Source organism: Flavilitoribacter nigricans DSM 23189 = NBRC 102662, assembly GCF_002646595.1.
Taxonomy (GTDB): Bacteria; Bacteroidota; Bacteroidia; order Chitinophagales; family Saprospiraceae; genus Flavilitoribacter; species Flavilitoribacter nigricans.
The window spans coordinates 128,866-149,848 of the sequence record NZ_PDUD01000027.1; the positions used below are offsets into that span (position 1 = coordinate 128,866).

Annotated in this window: 13 protein-coding genes; 5 read left to right on the plus strand and 8 right to left on the minus strand. The window is 52.6% G+C overall.

The genetic code is table 11. From position 1 onward, the window contains the following. Positions 1-14: 14 nt before the first annotated feature. The 5 genes from CRP01_RS23245 to CRP01_RS23265 form a co-directional block, all read right to left on the minus strand. Entirely contained in the window at positions 15-1,550 is a 1,536-nt protein-coding gene (locus tag CRP01_RS23245; protein WP_099152506.1) for a sensor histidine kinase, read from the minus strand. After that, positions 1,550-3,073: a TlpA family protein disulfide reductase gene (locus tag CRP01_RS23250; RefSeq protein WP_099152507.1), complete on the minus strand. Its 1,524-nt coding sequence runs from the start codon at positions 3,071-3,073 to the stop codon at positions 1,550-1,552. The genes CRP01_RS23245 and CRP01_RS23250 overlap by 1 nt, the downstream gene beginning before the upstream one ends. Before the next feature lie 341 nt (positions 3,074-3,414). After that, the gene (locus tag CRP01_RS23255; RefSeq protein ID WP_099152508.1) at positions 3,415-4,683 is read right to left on the minus strand and encodes an MFS transporter; all 1,269 of its coding nucleotides are present in this window, start codon (positions 4,681-4,683) and stop codon (positions 3,415-3,417) included. A 197-nt stretch (positions 4,684-4,880) separates the two neighbouring features. After that, the gene (locus CRP01_RS23260; protein WP_099152509.1) at positions 4,881-6,302 is read right to left on the minus strand and encodes a SusD/RagB family nutrient-binding outer membrane lipoprotein; all 1,422 of its coding nucleotides are present in this window, start codon (positions 6,300-6,302) and stop codon (positions 4,881-4,883) included. Between the two features lie 18 nt (positions 6,303-6,320). Continuing rightward, complete coding sequence (locus CRP01_RS23265) at positions 6,321-9,563, minus strand: SusC/RagA family TonB-linked outer membrane protein (RefSeq protein WP_170110503.1); 3,243 nt, start codon at positions 9,561-9,563, stop codon at positions 6,321-6,323. Positions 9,564-9,869: 306 nt separating this feature from the next. Between CRP01_RS23265 and CRP01_RS23270 the strand changes: the two genes are divergently transcribed. After that, positions 9,870-12,284, plus strand: a complete 2,415-nt coding sequence (locus CRP01_RS23270) for an ABC transporter permease (protein ID WP_099152511.1) — start codon at positions 9,870-9,872, stop codon at positions 12,282-12,284. A 257-nt stretch (positions 12,285-12,541) separates the two neighbouring features. Next, complete coding sequence (locus CRP01_RS23275) at positions 12,542-14,998, plus strand: ABC transporter permease (protein WP_099152512.1); 2,457 nt, start codon at positions 12,542-12,544, stop codon at positions 14,996-14,998. 67 nt (positions 14,999-15,065) lie between these two features. Here the strand turns inward: CRP01_RS23275 and CRP01_RS23280 are convergent, their stop codons facing one another. Further along, positions 15,066-16,016, minus strand: a complete 951-nt coding sequence (locus CRP01_RS23280; protein WP_099152513.1) for a DUF3078 domain-containing protein — start codon at positions 16,014-16,016, stop codon at positions 15,066-15,068. A 679-nt stretch (positions 16,017-16,695) separates the two neighbouring features. Here CRP01_RS23280 and CRP01_RS23285 point away from each other — a divergent pair. From CRP01_RS23285 to CRP01_RS23295, 3 genes are all read left to right on the plus strand, one after another. Next, the gene (locus CRP01_RS23285) at positions 16,696-17,232 is read left to right on the plus strand and encodes a hypothetical protein (protein WP_143473506.1); all 537 of its coding nucleotides are present in this window, start codon (positions 16,696-16,698) and stop codon (positions 17,230-17,232) included. A gap of 94 nt (positions 17,233-17,326) precedes the next feature. After that, positions 17,327-18,280 (plus strand): isopenicillin N synthase family dioxygenase, encoded by a 954-nt coding sequence (locus CRP01_RS23290; RefSeq protein ID WP_099152515.1) that lies wholly within the window; start codon positions 17,327-17,329, stop codon positions 18,278-18,280. Between the two features lie 228 nt (positions 18,281-18,508). Further along, entirely contained in the window at positions 18,509-18,730 is a 222-nt protein-coding gene (locus CRP01_RS23295) for a Sec-independent protein translocase subunit TatA/TatB (RefSeq protein ID WP_099152516.1), read from the plus strand. 139 nt (positions 18,731-18,869) lie between these two features. On the opposite strand, the gene CRP01_RS23300 is transcribed toward CRP01_RS23295, so the two are convergent. Together CRP01_RS23300 and CRP01_RS23305 are read right to left on the minus strand one after the other, a co-directional pair. After that, positions 18,870-19,496 carry a DUF937 domain-containing protein gene (locus CRP01_RS23300; RefSeq protein ID WP_170110504.1) on the minus strand — a complete coding sequence of 209 codons (627 nt, stop codon included), beginning with the start codon at positions 19,494-19,496 and terminating at the stop codon, positions 18,870-18,872. Between the two features lie 279 nt (positions 19,497-19,775). Then, positions 19,776-20,906: a right-handed parallel beta-helix repeat-containing protein gene (locus CRP01_RS23305; RefSeq protein WP_099152518.1), complete on the minus strand. Its 1,131-nt coding sequence runs from the start codon at positions 20,904-20,906 to the stop codon at positions 19,776-19,778. Positions 20,907-20,983 lie beyond the last annotated feature (77 nt).

The following is a 20,983-nucleotide window of genomic DNA, read 5'->3' on the forward strand; positions in this document are numbered from 1 at the left end:
GGTCGGCTATTCCACTAAAGCATGATCTTCAAATCTACTCTAAATTCACCATTTTTCCGGCTGATCTCCAGGTGATGCTTCCGGGGATAAAGTATTTCCAGTCGTTTTTTCATATTATCGAGCCCGATCCCCGGCTGCACTTCCGCTTGCTGCTCCCGCTGCGGATGTAGAGGGTTAACGACCAATAAATGGACGGCTTTATCTTCTACCCTCAGTGCAATTTCAATAAAAGAAGGATGTTGTAGGCTGACACCGTGTTTGAACGCATTTTCCACTGGCGCCAGAAGGAGTAGAGGCGCTATCTGTTCTTCCGGGAACGGAGCTGTCGGCCATTTTACCTGCACCTTAATCTGCTCGGGCAGCCGTCTTTTTTGCAACTGAATATACTGGTACAAAAAATTCAACTCCTGATCCAGGGCTACCCGGGGCTGATCCGTTTCGTAGACGGTATACTGCAGCAGTTGGGAAAGCTGGACGATACCGGCTGCCGTTTTGGGGCTGTCCTCTTCCAGAGCTTCGGCGTAGAGTCCATTGATGACATTGAGTAGGAAATGGGGCTGGATCTGGGTTTTCAAATGACTCAGCTCGGCCCGGCGGCTCTCGGATTCGGTACGGAGCGCAATGGTTTTTTCCGCTACATTCCGTTCGAAAAAATAATAGATCCAGGAAAGAACAACAGCGATCCAGAAGGTGAGTTTCCGTAGATTAAAGAAGATGTCCCAATAGGTGCGGTAATTTTCGGAAACGGCCCCGTCCCAGCCCCGGTTGGCATTCAGAAAGTTCAACCAGGCATCCAGCGGCCAGGCCAGCGCTAACAGCAACACGAACTGTAATAGATAGTAAGGCCAGTTTTTATTCCATTGCCAGCGACGCAGCAAAAAGTAATTACCGTAAAATACGACAGCCATCAGAATAACGGCCGCGCTTTCTATCAGGTTGTAATCGAGGATCCCGATCAGTTCCCAGTTAGTGGCGACCAGGAAGGCCCAGAACAGCACGTGCAGTGTCCACTGGAGCCGCAGGACGGGTAACTGCTGCTTTTTCTCCGCCGGCACCGAAATATACCATAAGCCATAGCGGCCCCATCCCCAGCCGAAGGTGATCAGCCAAAAAGGGAAGCGTTGCCCGACCTCACCCCGCATACCGGGCAGCCAGTATTGATACTGATCCAGCTGCAGCAGATAAGCCTGGTGATCTTCCGACCAGACGATCATCATCAGCAGGTCATTGACGAGTGAGCGGTGGATTACTTCAAAGAAAACGACCAGAAAGATGGTCATTAGCAGATAGTTGATCGGCTTGCCGGCATTCATTTGCCGGGGCAGCAGATCGTACCCGTGGTAGTAAAAAACAGCCATGAGCAGGAGCAGATCCAGTCCGAACTCCACCCGCTGTATGCCGCCCCATTCCGCCCAGCTGCTGTTCGGTAAAGCGACCGCCACCACCAGCCACAGCCAGACACCCAGCTGCAGGAGCATGCCGCTGGCCAGTCGCAGATGGTGCGGCAACTCCCGGTAAGCGCTTTCCAAATTTCGGATATGCCTGTTCATTATTTCTCCAGTAGTAATTGATCAATCGCCCGGTAGAGCTTTTCTTTTTCACTGGGTAGCGGGGCCTGCTTCGTGCTGATCCGTCCGCTTCGGTCTACCAAAAGATAGCGCGGATAGGCATATTGGGGCTGCGGCAGGTCCTGCCAGATCTCGTCCAAAAGGGTACGACTTCCCAATATATGTTTTCCTGTGAGCCCGTAATAGCGGGCGGTGGTCTGCCAGTGGTCCCGGCGGGAGGGGCTGTCCGTCGAAATATAAAGATAAGCTAAGTCCTGGTCTTGGAATCGTTCTTTAAGGGCCGGTAAATGTCGGAATTCTTCGCGGCAGGGGCCACAGGTGGAAAACCAGAGATCTACCAGTACCACCTGCCCGCGGTAGGGGCGCAGTACCTGGGCCAGGCTGTCCCATCCTTCCCTTTCGGCATCCAGAAAGGTGTAGGTATTTTGACTGTTATCCGCCTGGGTGTCCCGAAACTTATTAATGACCGGTTCCAGTTTACGGTCCAGTCTGCTCAGGTAGCGACCCTCCGGAAACAGACCACGGTACAGTTGGTAGGCCTCTTCCAGGTTCTCGAAATATTCCTGGGAAGCGGCTACGTAGAGATCACCCACCAGCGCTTTTTCCAGTACGCGGCCTTTCAGCTTTTGTGGAAGGAGCAGGTGCTTGAACAGAAGAAAAAATTTGTCATTCTCAAGGCGGGGAAATAGCGTGCTGGGGCGTTCCCCGAGAACCTCTTCGATCATTGCCATTCCCGCATCTTTCCCAAGAGCCTGAAACCGGTCGAAGAGTAGCCGTTGCTCCCAGTCGAAATAATCGGATAGCCACCAGAAATAGCTCAGGCTAGGGAGCGCGGTTTCATTTTGCAGGTTTTCCGGAATAAACTGGGTTGCCAGTATCGTCCGCCAGCCGGTCTGGTCGAACGTACTATCTATCGGGAAGACATAACTGCGTTGCTTGCCAACCCGGTAAAAAAGCTCCAGGTGATAGTATCGTACTTCCTGCCGGAGGACATCGCGAAAGCGTTCTTTTTCTGGATGTTCTCGGAGAAAATCCTCCAACTGTTCCTGATCGGCCATCTGCTTTGCTTCGATAGTACGCCAAAGCAATTGCGGGTCTTCCACGGATTCAAAGGCGGCCAGTGGATCTTTCACTCTCTCTCCGGCGTGTAGGGAAGCAAAGAGTTCGTTGACGGCGGCCAGTGATCCGGCGAAGCGGAGTTGCTTGTCCGGCCCCGGATCTGTGATAAACAGGTCACTACCCGGTTCCAGCAGAACTTTTATCCACTGCTGATCAATCCGAAGGAAAGCGAACTGGGTTTCCGGGAGGTCCAGCGTGACCGAAAAACTACCGTCCGCTTCCAGTTGTGTCCAGTGGGTATTTTTATCCAGGCGGAAAAAGTGAAAAGGCAGGTGGACGCCTATCTCCTTTATCTGTTCGATCGGTAATTTCCCGCTGACGGTGATCGTCGCGTTTGCGGAAAGTAGTAAGGGAAAATAAAACAATAGGAAAATGAATCGTCGCATTACTTTTTTTATCGAAAGTAATGGCGGTTAGCTCCGGCGGCAATTAAATGGGTTGAAAGGCCGCCAGGATGGGGTGAACGGTGGGTGTTTGAATGTGTTGACGTTGGGATGTGGAAATGTTTGAACGTGGAAATGTTTGAACGTGGAAATGTGTTAATGTATGGCATAAGGGTGCTATAAACTGCAGGGTTAATTCATCGCTTCCTCGCAAGCACATCGATCCACAGGAGTCCGAACGCTATCCTTTCCGAACAGCCACCTTTCCACATTAACACCTTCGCACTCCTAACCGGGCTACGGGCTTTAGATTAGCGTCATCACTGGCCGGGTAATTTCACCAATTATTGCGGAGCGATCTCTGCCGCTGCTTCCAGAGCCCTTTCCTCCTCCTGCCGTCGCTTGATATCCCGGTTGATCATTTGCATCATGCCGATGGTGATGATCATGCTGATGGCCACGATAATTCCCAAGACGGGGTAGCGCTCAATGTATCCCGTCTCCGTCTGATAAACGATCATGCCGGCAATGGCCGAGGCGATACCGCCCGAGACCTGGGCCACCGAGGAGTTTACCCCCATGAACGCGCCGCGATCCGATGGGTCGGGCACAGCGGTGATCAGTGCGGAAGAAGCGATCATGCGGGAAGTGATCCCGAGAAAGAGTACCGAACTGAGTAGGATCAGGAACCAAAGCGGGGTCGGCCCCAGGTTGGTATAGTAAACCACCAGCACCAACGAAAGTAGGGAGCCGATCACAAACATGCGCATTTTACCGATCTTATCGCTCAGTCGGCCGATGATGGGGCCGCCGATCATGGAAACGATACCCGTGACCATATATACCAGCGGCAGTTCTTCCAGCGTAATGCCCAGATTATTGACGGAAAAGGCCGCACCGAATGGCATCAGCATGAAACCACCGGTAGACAGCAGGGTAGTGGCACCAAACCCTTTCAGGTAACGGAGCTGCGAGACCGTTTTGGTCAGGTGCCGAAACGGAGACTGTTTGGTTTGCAGCGACAAATGCGCGTCTACCGCCCGCATTTTAAAAACGATACCGATAAAGACAATAATACTGACCGCCACAATGAGTAGGAAAGGAGCGTGCCAGTCCATCCAGTTGGCGAGATACAGACCGATGGGAATACCGAGCACCTGACTGGTGGCAAAAGCCATTTGGATGAATCCCATCACCCGCCCCCGTACCTTTAGGGCGAAAATATCCGTAATGATCGCGTAGCTCACCGAACCGATCACTCCACCGAACAGACCGGTGACAATACGAGCGCCCAGAAGCAGATGGTAGGTGGGCGCGATACCGCAGAGGAAAGTACCGATGATGAAACCACCGTAAAAAAACAACAGCAGTTTTTTCCGGTCGAACCGATCGGCGAAACCCGCAGCTAAAAGGCCCGCAGCCCCGGCACTGAAAGCGTAGGCCGAAACCACCAGCCCAAACTGCGCCGTAGTAATGTCCATTTCTTCGAGCAGGATGGCGCTCAGGGGCGACAGCACCATGAAATCCAGGATAATGGTGAACTGCAGGATCGTCAGTACGGCGATAATAAAGGCCTCGTAAGCAGTAAAAGTTTTAGACTTGGTGGTGGTCAAAGTGCGAGCTTTTGGTATCCGAGTAGTGATTACCTTTTGGAAACTGCACGGGAAGTAGAATAGTTTCGGGAGAATGGATATTTGCGACGGAGATGGATACTGAAACTACTTTTAATCTGGGCACTGAGTTAAAATCAACATCAAAGATCGGGTTGCGGAGCCCGATTAGGCCCCGCAACCCGAAAGTTACCGATCGGTCAACGGGAGTTGACCTCCGTACTCGTAAAGATCCCCGGATCCTGATCCGGAGCGTTGGCATTGGCATTGAGTTCATCCGATGCATAGGGTAACCGACCGACATGCAGGGAAGCACTGCCGTCGTTGAGCGGGAACGGCACCACCAGATCCAGTTCGTTGGCACCCCGCAGGCGGCGGTGATCGTTGAACGGCATCCAGGTCAGGAAACCGGTAATGTAGCGCTCTTCGATGATCTCCCGCAACAGGGCGCGCAAGGGGTCGATCCCGTCCATGTTCTCTATCCCTCCGGCCTGGAAATCTTCGGCGGTATAAGCTTCGTACAGATAGGGGATCGTATCGAAACTTTCGTTGAAAAAATCGCCGGTATTCAGGTACATCCGCAATTCATTCAGATTTTCCAGTCCCGTATCGAAGCCCTGGGTGCGGGCGCCGGCCTCGGCCAGGGTCAGCAGGTTCTCTTCGTAGCTGATCAGGTTTTGCGGCTCGAATTGCTCGATGATCCCCAGGTTGGAAAGCCCATTGGTTTCCACCACGTAACTGTAGCCGGAACGGGCCCTCTCGTTGGTTTTGGCATTGCCCCGGTAGACTTCACTATCCGGATCGAGTAACTGTACCATATAGCTGTCACCGGAGCCGATGTCTCCACCGCGGGAACCGGAGAGGGTGGTCCAGAACTGGTTCTTATCATCCGTGGTGGTTTCGGTACCTCTCGGCACAAATTCCATACTGCCACCGGGTGAGCTGATCCCGTTCTGAGCGGCCGCAAAGGCCATGCCGTAATCTCCGGTGAGTAAGTAGTAGCGGCTTTTCAGCGTCCACGCTGTTGCCAGCCATTTATCCGCATCGCCCTCAAAGTGAATGTCTTCCGGCAGGGGGCGGGAGGCGGCGGCACTCAGATCGTTGATGGCATCATCCAACAGCGCCTGCATACTGCCCAGTACGGCCACCTGGCTGTCGAATACCGGATCTTCTACTTCCGGATCGTTGATCTCCGTGTAAGGGACATCCCCAAAAATAGCGGCTGCGGTACCTACCGCGTGCGCTTCGAGTACTTTGGCGATGCCGGTGAGTAACGCATCATTTGGGGCCTGATCCAGAATATGCCGTACATTGGTGACCACACCGACGTAGATCTTATTCCAGGAAGAATTGGCTTCAGCCGTCGAAATGTTGTAGCGGTAAACGTCGCCGTAAACGGAGGCAAATCCGAATAACTGGCCGGAATAGAGCGCCGATATCCGGCTAAGGTGCCCCAGTTGAAAGCTGACATTGGCGAGTTCTACGCCCGTCAGAAATAATTTTGCTTCGATCTCATCCGCCGTCACGGCGTTTGGATTGTCGTTGATTTCGTCTACCAGACTCTGGCAGGAGATCATCAGTAAGCTCAGCGCAAGTAAGCTGGTATATAAAAGCTTTTTCATAATGTTTCGATTTAGGGATTAGTAAGTGATCCGCAGACTGAACAGTACGGACTTGGTACTCGGGTTGGTGAAATAATCCAGGCCGCGGGAGTTGCCTACCCCAAACTGGTTGACCTGAGGATCAATTCCCTCCAGATTATCCCAAAGGAAAAGGTTCCGGCCGGTTGCCGTAAAGGTGATCCCGCTGATTTTGGTCTTGTTGCGGAACCAGGGAGAATCCAGGGTATAGCTCAGCGACAGTTCCCGCAGACGGGTATTGGTTGCGTCGTAGATCCCGAACTCGTAGATCTTACCGTCGCCGAAACCACCACCCGGGCCGGTACGGTACCAGGCTTCGTCGCGCAATACCGGGCCGCCACCAAAATCGTAGATATTACCCCTTACGAGCGTACCCGCCGGGAAGATATCCCCGTCGTAGTTGACGATATCCTGCTCCAGCATGGTTTCCACTGCCGTTTCCGCCGTAGTACCGAAGCGTCCGAGTACAAAAAGTGTCCGGAAAGAAAAGTCGCCGCCCTGCTGGTGATCGAAAAGGGCACTGAGGGTAAGCTTTTTCCAGCTCACGGCAAAGCCCAGTCCGGCCCGCCAGTCGGGATTGGGATCCCCTACAATGCCTTCCGATGAGGTAATGATGGGAAAACCATTATCATTCAATACGTACGAACCGTCCGGGTTGCGTTGAGCACTGGTACTCCAGAGCACGCCCAGCGGCTCGCCGACCACGGCCCGGCTACTGACGGACTGACCGGCTCCGATATCAACGGAAGTAACGCCTTTCAGGTCCGTTACCAGATTCTCATTGGTAGCGAAATTGCCAAATACATTGATATTCCAATCGTTGTTCTGTACGGCCAGATAGTCGATCTCCGTTTCAAAACCCTTGTTTTCCATGCTACCCGCATTCGTATAGATCTGCTCAAAACCGGAGGACGGACTGGTTTCTACAAACAGTAACATATCCTTGATCTCGTTTTGGTAGTAGGTCATATTCAGGGACAGCTTGTCGCTGAAGAAACGCAGGTCCGTACCGATCTCCCATTCGGTCTTTAACTCCGGCCTCAGGTTGGGGTCATTCCCGGTATTGTCGATCCGGAAGCCACCACCGAACTGATTGATGGAAACCCCGTCGGAATAAGTGGAGTAAGCAAAGCCGCCTTCCGGCAGGGTCTGGCCGCGGTGGGCGAAAGGCTGGATACCCACCTGGCCCCAGGAGGCGCGCAGTTTACCGAAAGAAAGCAGGTCCTTATTGCTACTCTTGACAAATTGCCAGGCACCGTCTATGGACGGATAGAAGAAATTACCGTCTACACTGGATACTGCCTCCGTAGCGCCGGAAACATTGATGAACAGGCGGTCAAAGAGGTCAAAAGCAAGCACGCCGTAACCGCGGTTGGAACGGATCAGCCGCCGGGTTTTACTGATGGAGGATGCCTCCGAAGCGGTATTGAGGTCGGTGGTGATCTTGGTTGAATTCACCAGAAAACCCTGGAGGAGTGATTCGTTGATGTCGCGGGACCGGTCGTTGATGTTCCAGCCAACGGTAGCCGTAAGTCCGATCTTATCCGCCAGTTTGAAATTACCGCGGGCGATGGCGTCGAAGTTGATCTCGGTTTCCGCAACGACATCCTCTCCGTAGGCACCGTTCCGGGTATCACTGTCCGCCGATCCGATAGGGAAAAAAGTGATCCGCCGGTCCGAGTAGGAATCTACGCCGCCCCGCAGGGTGAAGGTCAGCCAACTGTTGGGCGTCGCGTTCAGTTCACTGGAAACGATAAAGCGGTCAACATCGGTCGTGTTCTTTTGCTCGTACAGTGACCAAAGAGGGTTGGTATAACCCGGATTGATACTGGAACCCAGCAAATTCCGGTAGGAGCGGTGGGCGCGGGGTGTGGCTACACCGTCATCGTTGTAGTAAGTACCGATGTAATCCCGCTGATCGAAATCGGGCGGGGTACGCAATAGGCCAAGCAGAAGTCCGGAGGTATTGGAGTTTTGCTGGATCCGGTTACCGTGGCTGCTGATGTAACCCGCTTTGGTAGACATGCTCAGCCAGTCGTTAAAGATCATCTTGTTGTTCAGGCGGATATTGGTCTTGTTGTACTCGCTGCCGCGAATAATGCCGTCCTGATCAATGCGGCCGAGGCTGAAATAAAAAGTGGCCCGCTCGGTTCCTCCGCTGATCGACAGGTCGTGCTGGAGGAAATGCCCGGTCTGAAATACGGAATTCCAGTTTTCATCCACAAAGGTTTCCCGCGAATTTTTGACATTGCGGTTGGCCAGTGGGTAATAGAGGGTACCGTCTGCGGCTTCAAAATATTCACCGCTCTGGTCCACATCATCGGCGCCGCCCGCCCGATCGGCGATCCGGTCTCCCCAGGCTTCGGCCCGGCTGGAGCGCTCGTCGTAGACGCCGTCCCGGCCTTTGCCGTAGGTGTTTTGCATGGGCATCCGTTCGGAGACCTCATCCAGGGAAAGCGAAGCGGAATAGGTGATCTTCGGACGGCCGGATTTTCCGTTCTTGGTCGTGATCACCAGCACGCCGTTGGCCGCGCGGGAACCCCAGAGAGAAGCCGCCGAAGCGCCCTTCAGTACCTGGATCGATTCAATATCGGCCGGGTTGAGGTCATTGAGCCGGGATTGCTGGGATACCCCGCCCGAGCGGGACCCGGTCAGACTGGCGCCACCGGTGTAGATCGTGGAATTGCTGATCGGGATACCGTCAACAATGATCAGCGGGTTACTGGAACCCTCAATGGTGTTGGCACCGCGAATACGGAAGTTGACCCCGGCCCCCGGATCTCCGTTGGTACTGAGGATCTCCACATTCGACGCTTTTGCCGCCAGGGAATTGAGCACCATGGCTTCGCCGGATCGCTGGATCTGCTCCGTACCGATCACGGAAGACGTGGATCCGGATTCATCCTTTCGGGTTTCGTAACCCAGAGCCGAAACAACGACCTCGCCCAGTAGTTGGGCGTCTTCTTCCATTTCAATATTGAAATTGTTGTCGTTGCCCACCGGTAAACTGATGGGTTGCAGACCGGTGTAGGTGATCTGCAACACGGAATTCGGTCCGGCCACCTGCAGGGAAAATTTACCGTCCAGATCGGTTATGGTACCGTTAGAGGTACCTTGCTCCAGGACGTTAACCCCGATGAGCGCTACTCCGTCGGTGTCGGTGATGACACCGGTAACGATTCGCTGGGCGTTTAGCTGAATCGAAACACAGAGAGCGATTAGTCCAATACTTAACCATTTCATAGGCTTAGATTTGTGATTCATAAATAGAAAAGGAAAACGTGTAAGTGTGTATTGATTAAGAGTTTAAGATATAAAAGCGAGCGGGGAAATTAAAATTTGGCGGGCTGATGTCCGTCGACCTACCCAAAACTACCCACGAAATTTCGATAAACGGGGCTATTTCCGGGCGCTTACGGTTTCCGGGAAAGAGGCAATAGTTAACAAAAAGGAAAATGTGATCCCCAATTGTTAATCAGCTTAGAGAGCAAGAAAAAGTTGATATCTTAAAGCATTGCTCCGCTCTTTTTCACCCGAAAATGTGATCCTATGCTCCGTAATTATTTCAAAGTAGCCTGGAGAAATCTCCGGAAGACCCCTGCGCTAACCCTCATCAACGCCACCGGTCTGGCGGTAGGCCTGGGTTTCCTCTTCCTGACGGCTGCTTATATCTGGCGTGAATACCAGGTGAATACCGTTATCCCTGATAACGACCGCGTATTGGTGCTGAAAAGCAACTGGAAGCGGGCGGGAATGGGGCTGGAGTTTACCACCTTTGCCCCCCTCGCCAGGTCCCTCTACGAAAACTATTCCGATCTGGTAGAAAATTACTACCACCACGACGGGATCTCCTCCATTGTCTCCCACGGGGATCAGCTTTTCTCGGAAAGCCTGCAGCCGGGCGATCCCACCTTTCTGGAGATGTTTGGTTTTGAATTGCTGTACGGCTCGGCCGAGGGGGCGTTGGAGGCCCCATTTACGCTGGTGCTCACCGAATCAAAGGCCCGGAAGTATTTCGGCCGTGCGGACGTAGTCGGAGAGACGCTGGAGATCCAGTCCTTCTCCGGAGCGGAACAGGCTTTTGAGATCACGGCCGTTTTGCAGGACCTGCCTTACAATACCGTTACCAGCTACAATAACGGCAGCAACGAGATCTTCCTATCGGCGGCCAGTCTGGATTTCTTCGGTCGCCGGGAATCCTTCGAATCCTGGCAGAATCCCTACCTGATCAGCTATGTAAAATTGCGGGAGGGAGTCACAGCGGATCGTCTGGAAGAACCCTTACGGGAATTATTGCGCGCCAATACGCCGGAAGAGGTTCATCAGAATCTGGAAATATACACCGCAGCGGTTCGGGATTATTACCTCCAGCTGAACGACGGATCGGCCCGACGGATGATGCTCACCATGGGCTTTATCGCCCTTTTCATTCTCTTCATGGCCGTGGTGAATTTCATCAATACCACGGTGGGTAACTCACTGACCCGACTGAAAGAAACCGGACTGCGCAAGGTACTGGGAGGTAACCGGCAGCAGGTAACGGCCCAATTTCTCGTGGAAGCACTCGTCTTCAGCACGCTGGCCGCAGTAGCGGGCATATTGATCTATACGCTGGCCCGGCCGGCTTTCAGCCACATCCTGGGGAAAAGTCTGCCCGGCCTGTCCGATATGCCGGTGCTCTTTGCGTTGTTCCCGCTGCTGACTGCTCTTGCGGTCGGTCTGCTGGCGGGCATTTACCCGGCGCTGGTACTGGCAGCCCAACCTTCCGTGGCGGCGATGCAGGGCAAACTGAAAGCCGTACGGGAAAAGAAACATCTTCGACATTTTCTGCTGGCTTTACAGTTTACCACGGCGATCATCGTTTTTGTCGGTGCGGTGGTGGTGCACCAGCAGGTCAGTTATTTTTTTAACGCCAATCTCGGCTACGATAAAGAATCGGTACTGGTATTGCGGACACCGCGGGACTGGTCCGAAGCCGGTGTGCAAAAAATGCAGACGGCCCGCCGGGAATTTGCCCGATTGCCGCAGGTATCCGGGGCCACTTTTTCCTTTGAGATCCCCGACGGACAGAGCGGGAGTATTTCCAACCAGCTCTATCGCGCCGGTCAGGATGCCGGGGAAGCGATCACGGCCACTTCACTGGTGACGGATGCCCATTATCTGGATACCTACGCGATGGAATTGGCGACCGGCGATTTTTTTGATCCCAGCGGTAGTCCGGCCAATCTGCAGGCCCTGGTCCTGAACGAAACGGCGGCCCGCGAACTGGGGTGGGACGATCCGCAGGAAGCGGTCGGCGAACAACTGATGCTGAACCAGAACGAAGCGCCCTTTACCGTGAAGGGTGTGGTGCGGGATTTTCATTTCAACACTATGCACGAAAATATCCGGCCGATCTTTTTTCAGCATGTGAGCGGTGCCCTTTTGTACCGGTATTTCTCCTTCAAGATCCGCCCGGGGAATCTGGCCGCTACCGTGACGGCGATACAGGATCAGTGGAGTGCCCTTTTCCCGGATGCCCCCTTCGATTATCAGTTTATGGATGAAACACTGGCCGGTCGTTACCAAAATGAACTACAACTGAAAAAAGCCTCGCAGGCGGCCACCATTATTGCGCTGTTGATCGTTCTGTTGGGCGTGATCGGCATCATCTTGCTGGCGATCACCCGTAAGACCAAAGAGATCGGTATCCGCAGCGTACTCGGCGCTTCCCGGTCTCAGATCATCTGGCTGTTCGGCCGGGAGTTCTTCTGGATCATCGTGGTGGCCAATCTGGTGGCGTGGCCGGTAGCCTGGGGGCTGTTGCAGCAGTGGCTGACGCATTATGCCTACCAGGTGGAGATCAGTATGGTGGTGTTTGCGGGTACCGGCCTGCTGGTGGTCGGACTGACCGCCGTGATCGTCAGCTGGCTGGTCGGCCGGAAGATGCGGCGGAATCCGGCTTTGTCCCTGCGGGACGAATAAGTATCGGCAATTCCCGCTCAAGGTCAGCGTTTGCAGCCAAAAGCATAGTACTAACCACCGGTTCTGTCTACGTGCGATTCTGAACAGCGAGTGTTCAATAATGAACATCCCTATTTTTGCAGCTATGACATAAGTGTCTAAAAAACAATGCCTTGTTGCCATTCGGCCGGCTGGCACGATTTTGCCTTTAAAAGAGGTATTCGATCCCGGCCCACACCGCCGGTCACTTCCTTATTGGTACCAAACGGCTGTAAACAATGGTAAAGAACTATCTGAAGATCGCCTTTCGGCAATTACTAAAAAATAAGACGCAATCCATTATCCTCGTCGGCGGTCTGGCGGCGGGCATGATGGCCTGTATGCTGTTGCTGCAATACGTCAGCTACGAGCTGAGTTTTGATGATTTTCACAGCAAACGCGACCAGATCTATCGCGTCGTTAACGAGCGTATACAGAACGGCGAAAGTGTGCAGAAAGGCACCATCACCTATCCGACGATCGGCGCGGCCATGCAAAAGGATTTTCCGGAAGTGGTCAATCACGCCCGCGTCCGATCGGCCGGTCCGGTTGTCGTTCGCCACCAGGATCAGGTAGCGCCCCAGGAGTCCATGATCTGGGTGGATGAACATTTTTTCGAAATATTTGACTTCCCGGTCCTGGCCGGTGAAAAAGTAGACCTGCTCTCCGAGACCAACGAGGTGGTGCTCACCCGGAAGGTGGCGGATCAGTATTTTCCCGCCGCTAAAGGGCAGTACGACCGGATCCTCGGCCAGGAAGTGGAACTTAACAAAAATCCGGATCCATACCGCATTGTTGGCATCACGGAAAATGTACCGGCCAATTCCCTCCTCCAGTTTGATGTGCTGGTATCCTTTGCCACCCATATCCGCTACCAGGGGCAGGCTTCCGATGATAGCTGGACCTGGTCCGATTTCTGGCACTTTGTCGAACTGCAACCCCAGGCGGATGTTGCCGCGCTGGAAGCAAAACTGCCGGCCTTTAGTGACCGTTATTTTCGCGGTACGGAAGTCTCGGGCAGCGAAGAAGTTTTCAGTCTGCAGCCGCTCGCTGATGCCCATTTGTACTCCGCCGGTCTGGAATACGAGATCGGCGAAACCGCCAGCGGCAATGCGGTCTGGTCTTTGCTGATCATTGCCTTTTTTATCCTGATCATTGCCTGGGTCAATTACGTAAACCTTTCTTCCGTGCGGGCCATCGAGCGGGCGCGGGAAGTGGGTGTGCGCAAAGTAGTCGGTGCGCGGCGCAGCGCCCTGATCGCCCAGTTTTTTACCGAGGCCCTGGTGGTCAATGTATTAGCGCTGGTGCTGGCCTGGCTGGGGGCACACTGGGTGAAACCGGCTTTTGCCGCTAATTTCGGACTCGAGCCTTCGGCTATGTCTTTTTTTACGGAAGGTACTTTATTTCTGCCGCTGACGATGCTGGGGCTGCTGGCGGCGGGATTGCTGATCTCCGGGGCCTATCCGGCCTGGTTGTTATCCTCGCCGCACGTTTCCAATGTACTGAAAGGCGCCTTTCAGCGCAATATGGGAGGCGGCACCCTGCGGAAGGCGCTGGTCGTCTTTCAGTTTACGGCTTCCATCGCGCTGATCACCGGTACCTGGCTGGTTGCCCGCCAGATCAACTTCATGAATAAACAGGATCTGGGGGTCAATATCGATCAGGTCATGACGATACAGGGGCCGGGCCTGACAAGTTTCGACAGCACCTTCATTGACGAGATGAACGCTTTTAAGGATAAACTGCTGACCAATCCGCATATCCTGAATGCGGCCACCGCCAACCGGACACTCGGTGACGACTGGCAGGGCCGGGCTTTCCAGATCGCCAAATTGGGCGAGGATGCCGGCACCGAACAGTTTACGAGCAGTTTTATCATGACGGATTACGGCTACGCGGATACCTATGACATGGAACTGCTGGCCGGCCGGTTCTTCCGACCGACTGACCATCATCCGGATTTTCAACGACTGGAAAATATTGTACTGACGGAAGCGGCGGTGAAGATGTTCGGCTATCCGAACGTTGCTGACGCGGTGGGGCAGCGATTGAATTTCTGGGATAAGAACTGGACGGTAGTGGGAGTACTACCCGATTATCACTCCCGGTCGCTACACCATCCGATCGAACCGCTGATCTTCGTACCCGCCTACGGCACGGGTAATGCCCTGTCCCTACGTCTGGACGGCGAGGATATGGAGTCTACTATCGGCTTCATCCAAAGTACGTTCCAGGATTTCTTCCCAGGGAATATTTTTGAGTACGCTTTTGTGGATGAGTCCTTTCAGCGCCTGTACGAATCGGATCGCCGATTCGGTCGGATCCTGGTGTTTTTCACCTTCCTGACGGTACTGATCGCCTGCCTCGGCTTATTCGGTCTGGCGACCTATATGACCTTCCTGCGCACGAAAGAGATCGGTGTGCGGAAAGTCCTGGGAGCGTCCGTGGCCAGCCTGCTGTTATTACTGTCCAGGGATTTCCTCCGCCTGGTTTTGCTGGCGCTGGTTATTGCCATTCCGCTGGCTTGGTTCTTTTCGCGCCAGTGGCTGATGGAGTTTCCCTACCGGGTAGATATAGAGTGGTGGATGTTTGCGGCGGCCGGTCTGGGGGCTATTCTTATCGCTTTCGTGGCGGTGAGCGCCCAAAGTGCGAAGGTAGCGATGGCCAATCCGGTGCAAAGCCTGCGAAGTGAATGATTGATCATTTGATGATTCGATGATGTAATCGATCACATCATCGAATCATCAGTTCATCAGATCATCATCAATTGGAGCTGATCGCGTAGGAAAGTCCCAGGATCCAGTAGCTCTGCAGCGGGTTGTTGTCCAGTTCGGCAGCCAGTGCTTCCTGTTTGTTATTACGCAGTCCGATATCCAGACCGATACCGATCCCCTTATATGCGGTGCTGAAGGTATTTACCCAGGTCCAGTTGGACAGGTCACTCCCCTGATAGCTCATGAAGGCCGACAGGTTAGATTTCCAGTTCAGCCCCTGCACGATCTTTTTGGTGTAATCCGCTACGATCTTCGCACCCAGCGAAGACTCATAGGAGAAATCCTGATCCGCAAAAACGAAGTTGTAGTTCAGAGGGTGAATAACCACTACCAGGTTGTTGGCCGGCGTCCAGGTACCACCCGCACCGAGGTCCAGATAGCCCGGGTTGTTGAATTTCCCTTCGAGAATGGACGTCCGGTATTCACCGAGGGTAGAGATCGCAAACTTCGGGGACAGTTTGAAACCGTAGAGCGAGGACAGGTTAAAAGCATCGGCGGCCACCTGAAATCCTTCCGTATCGTCGGGATTGTCCTTATCGTCAAATTTCAGCCAGCCCAGAGTCAGGTTGGCACTGTTGCGCCAGAATGATTTTTCCCAGTCTCCGTTGGCGAAAGCCGTAGAAGTAACACCGATATTAACCGCAGAGGTATTGGATTGGCTTTTTGACAGCCAGTCGCTGAAGGTAGCGAAGTTGAGACCAAGGTTACCCAGCATACCCTTGTTCCAGCGGGGGTAGGGGGTAAGTTGATCCGTGAGACTGGCTACTTCTCCTTCCAGAGTAGCAACCTGCTTACCCAGTGTGCCCAGGGCAGTTTTCAGCGAATCCAGGGTAGCGCTTTTCATTTCTTTTTCGGCCATCATCTCTTCTCTGGTCTGAGCGGTGAGGAAGGATGGCAGGGTAAAGGCAGTTAATAAGGCGATCCAAATTAAACGTTGCATCTTGCGAGTGTTAGTGAGTAATAGATTTATTAGAACATAGTTGGCTATGTCAGGCAGAATGGATGGGAATTCATCCCTTCCCGACAAATTACAGCAATTATGACTAAAAAACATCTAATATGTCACATCCCGTAGTGCAAAATACCGGTCCGGCTGGTTGAAAAATCGAATAATCGAGGTGGGAAATAAAAAAGTCGTGCCAAGTGGCACGACCTGCGTAATTGAACTAGTATGAAAAAACTCTATGTGAAGATCACACTATATTAGACTCCTTTTTTTCTAAAAATGTTGCCCGGGAACAGAATAAAATTTTGGTTTTACGACGAAACCTTCTTAAGGGTCGTTAAACGGTCCCTTTTAGTGGATGGAAAAAATTGGGCACCAAATAATAAAATGGTCGTCGGTTAGCAGGACGGTAGGGCGTAAACGGGCATTGTTGATAGAGATTGGAGCCAATCGGGATTTCCTTCCCGGGAAAAACCAATGAAATTACCTGCGGGCTACAGCCTACGATCTGCCGGTTCGTCCGTCGGCCCTAAGAATGAAGCGGATAGACATACGGCCAAAAAAAATAACAACCGCCTCCGGGTTTTAAACAATTTCCGGCACCCCGGCTTTCGTTTATGCTGCAAAAAAAAGGACGGGTAGTTATCCGTTTAGATCATCAAAATAAACCAGCATGAGAATACTGCTTGTAATGAGCGCCTTTGCGCTTCTAATGATTTCTTGTTCCGAAGGAGAAGACCTGCGGGAACCCGTCGTGGATCTGACTACAGAATGGGACAATACCACTGCTGTGATCACGCAATTTATCAATACGTTGCAGCGGGCCCAACAGGAAATGCAGAATCAGTTTGCCGAAATGGCCGTACCGGAAGAACTCACCCTGAACGAGCAGTCTCAGACCCAGGTGACCGAACTCCGGGATAATTTCCAGGAAGAGCTCAGCAGTCTGACCGATCTGAGCGGTGAGATCAGCGGCTTCATCGGAGCGTGGCAGTCTAAAGCAGAAAAACTGACCGATCTGAATGTGGGGCTGGAAACGGGCGATCTCGGTTCGGACAGCCGGAGTACGCTGGAGGAACTGCAGGAGACCGTCGAACAGGGCCGGAACGAACTGGAAAGCTGGAAAGGCGAACTGGAGGATATCCAGATCAATACCCAGGATATTCTGGAACAATTCCACACCCTGATTGCCAACCTGCAGGGAAACTGATACGCCGGCCGGCGGTAAGGGCGGAGCTGTTCTTAGCTTACCCCTTGCAACTACCTATCAGAAAAGTGTATTTTTGCGGAAACAAATAAGACTTATGCAAAAACGAGCTATTCCTTTGGTGGACCTCAGCAAGTTCACCCATGGAAATGCGGAAGAAAGAGCCGCTTTTGTGGAGGCTTTGGGAGAAGCTTTTCACACAATTGGTTTTGTAGGGGTAAAAAACCACGGCGTACCCCAATCCCTGATCGATCGCTTTTACAGCGAATCCAAAGCATTTTTTGCCCTGCCGGAAGACGTGAAGCGCAGATATGAGATCGAAGGGCTGGCCGGTCAAAGAGGATTCACCAGTTTCGGTAAAGAACACGCCAAGCAATCCGAAGTGGCGGACCTGAAGGAGTTTTTTCAGATCGGTCAGGAAGTGAAAGTGGATGACGCCCTTAAGGATCGTTATCCGGATAATGTCCACGTGGCGGAAAACCCGGACTTTACCCAGACGGGCATCGAATTGTATCGTGCTTTCGAAGGCGCAGGCAGCGAACTGCTGCGGGCCATTGCCATCCATCTGGATCTGGGCGCCGATTATTTTGACGATAAGATCGAAAAGGGGAACAGCATCCTGCGTTCCATCTTTTATCCGCCGATCACCCGCGAGCCGGCTTCGGCCATCCGGGCGGAGCAACACGAAGATATCAATCTGATCACCCTGCTGGTCGGGGCTTCCGCTGGCGGCCTGCAACTCTTCACCAAAGAAGGCGAATGGGTGGATATCGTTCCCGGAGACGACGAGATCGTGATCAATGTGGGCGATATGCTACAGCGTCTGACGAATAACTATCTGAAATCCACTACGCATCGCGTGGTCAACCCGCCCCGGGAGGATTGGCACTTGCCGCGTCTGTCTATTCCGTTTTTCCTGCATCCGAAAAGTGAAATGGACCTGACGATCCTGGATAAGTGTGTGGACGAAGAACATCCCGCTGCCTACGAGCCGATCACGGCCGGGGACTATCTGGACGAAAGGTTACGAGAAATCGGACTGAAGAAGTAAGCGTTCTCAGTCACAGGAGCGTCATAATACCGATTGCTCAGGTGAATCCTGATTTTTTTCGTAACTTTCTATACTATTTTAGTCGAATGGCTGTCCGTCTGAAGCCGTAAGTCCTCTGGGCTTGCGACCGGGAGCGGCCGACATGCATTACAATTTTAAATCGTTTAGCAAACAAGTTTGATATACCGGAAGAAATCCAGTAGTTTTGCTTTACAAAATTTTCAGTCTATGAAAACGATCCTTTTATTTAACTTCTTGGGACCTGAAATGCTGGTCATTTTCTTCGCTATCCTGCTGCTATTCGGCGGAAAGAAAATTCCCGAACTGATGCGTGGCATTGGCAAAGGCATTAAGGAATTCAACTCAGCCCGTTCTACCCTGGAATCAGAGCTGAAGGACGGAATGAAGGAAGCCGAGCGTAGAGAACTGGAGGAGAAGAGACAATCCTAACCAATAGCGATTGCCCTAAGTATATTTCTGCGGGCAGGTCCGTCCTGCCGGGTAGTACTGTACTTATACAATATGGTCCAAACAAAAAAGCCGGACGGTAATCGCCCGGCTTTTTTGTATTTGTAGCAGTCGGTCAGCACTATTTTTTACGGCCGAACAACCCGCCCAGCATTTTCATGCCCATTCCGGCCAGATCGTCCAGGATGCTACCGTCTCCATCGGCATCCAGAAAACGCATCGCCAGACTCATCAGCGGATTATCATTGGAATGTTTCTTAACGGTACCCGTCAGCAGATCGGAAATACCGGAGCTGTCCAGGTTGTTGTCGCGTTTGGCTTTACCCAGAGCGCCCATGATCACCGGAGCCAGCATGGTCATCAGGCTACCCGTTTTATTGGAATCCAGACCACTCATTTTACTGATCATATCGATGGCACCGGATTGCTTGTTGCCCAGTACGTGATTGAGGATACCGGCACCGTTGAGCATGCGGTTGAGATCGATACCACCCGTACCGGCATTGCGATTGTTGCCGGTCACCATACCGACCACATCGTTGAGAATACTACCGTCGTGATCGCGCTCCAGCGCACTGGCCAGTGAGCTCGCACCTTCGGGAGAAGCGGCGTTTTTCGCTAATGCACTCATCAGAACGGAAGTAATACCGGAAGCAGCTTTCGCGGTTTTTTCTTTTTCTGCCCCACCGAGAGATTGGCTGAGTTGGTCAATCATTCCGCCGGACAGTTGTCCTTGTAGAAGATCCATTAGGTCCATGAAGTTAATTTTTAGATTGAGAAATGGTTGTTCTAAAGAGAAGCGTATTTGAATATATTATTTCTGCGGAAGAACTTCTTCAAATGTATTGAAAAAGGATGTCAATACCCAAAATTGAGCGGATATAAAGTCAAATGTATCGCTATTTACGCATCTGCTATACCCTGGAGACGACAGTTCGGCCGGGAAGTCACGAAAAAATTAAGGAGTGCCCCAACCTGCAGGACACTCCTCATCTGATCTGTAAATTTGTTTGAGTTTATAAGGGGGTTAATAACAGGGGTTTAGGGAGGTGTCTACGAGGTCTCCTCCGTTTACGGAATTATTTATTCCGCAATCCTTAATGCTGATGCCCGAAGCGGAAATAACCTTATTATCAAAAGAGGTTGGCGTTAAAAAGCCGAAACGTTCGGTATCTCCGGCCAGTTCGACATCGGCGTCTACGTTGTCGGCCGCTTTATTCATGATCAGCAGGTTGTTATTGGCGCCGTCGATGACGATGATGCCGACGTGGTAGTTCCCGTTTGCCGTATTGTGATGCGTGATCCAGTTCTTACCGGCATTTTCCGATCCCACGATCGTACCATCCGCCAGCGGAAGGGCTGTGGGAACTTTGCAGAGGATGAGGCCGATAAAATTTGAATTCGTGGTATTGCCGGTGAGCAGTCCGTCTTCGTCGCAGGCCCAGATACCGAAAATCGTATTGGTAATATGGTTATTAAAGATCCGGACACGGTCGCCGTTCATATTGACTACGCCGTGTACTTCGGACGCCAGATCGGTTTGCCAGGCACTACTGCCGACGATCGTATTCCGGGTAATGTAGCTCCGATCCCCGTGATGGTTCAGTATACCGATCCCAAAATTGGTAAACGTATTTTGACTGATAAAAGCCTTCGGAGCATTCTGGATAAGGATGCCCGTGCCGCCATAATCCGAGTCGGCCCGCAGCGAAAGTCCGTGCACCAGCACCCCTTCGGCATTAAGAAGATGCAGCGCCGGCTGAATGTAGCCAACCCTACCCGGTGGCTGGACGCCGGAAATGATCTCGGCTCCGGCTTCGCCGATAATACTGACTTTCTGGTCGATCACCACGGTACGGGTTTCGTGGTGTTCGCCGGCTTTAACGAGCACCGTGCCGCCGGCTCCGGCTTCGGCAATAGCTGCCGCCAGGCCGTCTACCGAACCAGCGGGCAGTTCCACCGCATTGGCCGGAATGCGATCCATGGTCTGGAGCTGAATGCGTAAACCGTCTTCCCGGGCATTCCGGATCTGTTGCTCAGCAGCATCGATCCATTGCTTTTCGGTGAGATCCGGGCCTTTCACTGTGGGTATTTCTTTCTGACAGGCAGAGAACACTAACATCATCAGCGCTAAAACTGGTAATAACTTGAGGTACATAAATGAATGGGTTTAATTAAAAAATTTGTGAATCAGGAGGGGCTATTTTTTAGGCGATTTGAGCGTAGCTGGGTTAT

What these genes read in the sequence shown, in the direction of transcription:
- CRP01_RS23245 (WP_099152506.1), bottom strand. Translation starts at nt 1,550, where the DNA reads ATGAACAGGCATATCCGAAATTTGGAAAGCGCTTACCGGGAGTTGCCG.
- CRP01_RS23250 (WP_099152507.1), bottom strand. Translation starts at nt 3,073, where the DNA reads ATGCGACGATTCATTTTCCTATTGTTTTATTTTCCCTTACTACTTTCC.
- CRP01_RS23260 (WP_099152509.1), bottom strand. Translation starts at nt 6,302, where the DNA reads ATGAAAAAGCTTTTATATACCAGCTTACTTGCGCTGAGCTTACTGATG.
- CRP01_RS23265 (WP_170110503.1), bottom strand. Translation starts at nt 9,563, where the DNA reads ATGAAATGGTTAAGTATTGGACTAATCGCTCTCTGTGTTTCGATTCAG.
- CRP01_RS23270 (WP_099152511.1), top strand. Translation starts at nt 9,870, where the DNA reads ATGCTCCGTAATTATTTCAAAGTAGCCTGGAGAAATCTCCGGAAGACC.
- CRP01_RS23275 (WP_099152512.1), top strand. Translation starts at nt 12,542, where the DNA reads ATGGTAAAGAACTATCTGAAGATCGCCTTTCGGCAATTACTAAAAAAT.
- CRP01_RS23280 (WP_099152513.1), bottom strand. Translation starts at nt 16,016, where the DNA reads ATGCAACGTTTAATTTGGATCGCCTTATTAACTGCCTTTACCCTGCCA.
- CRP01_RS23285 (WP_143473506.1), top strand. Translation starts at nt 16,696, where the DNA reads ATGAGAATACTGCTTGTAATGAGCGCCTTTGCGCTTCTAATGATTTCT.
- CRP01_RS23290 (WP_099152515.1), top strand. Translation starts at nt 17,327, where the DNA reads ATGCAAAAACGAGCTATTCCTTTGGTGGACCTCAGCAAGTTCACCCAT.
- CRP01_RS23295 (WP_099152516.1), top strand. Translation starts at nt 18,509, where the DNA reads ATGAAAACGATCCTTTTATTTAACTTCTTGGGACCTGAAATGCTGGTC.
- CRP01_RS23300 (WP_170110504.1), bottom strand. Translation starts at nt 19,496, where the DNA reads ATGGATCTTCTACAAGGACAACTGTCCGGCGGAATGATTGACCAACTC.
- CRP01_RS23305 (WP_099152518.1), bottom strand. Translation starts at nt 20,906, where the DNA reads ATGTACCTCAAGTTATTACCAGTTTTAGCGCTGATGATGTTAGTGTTC.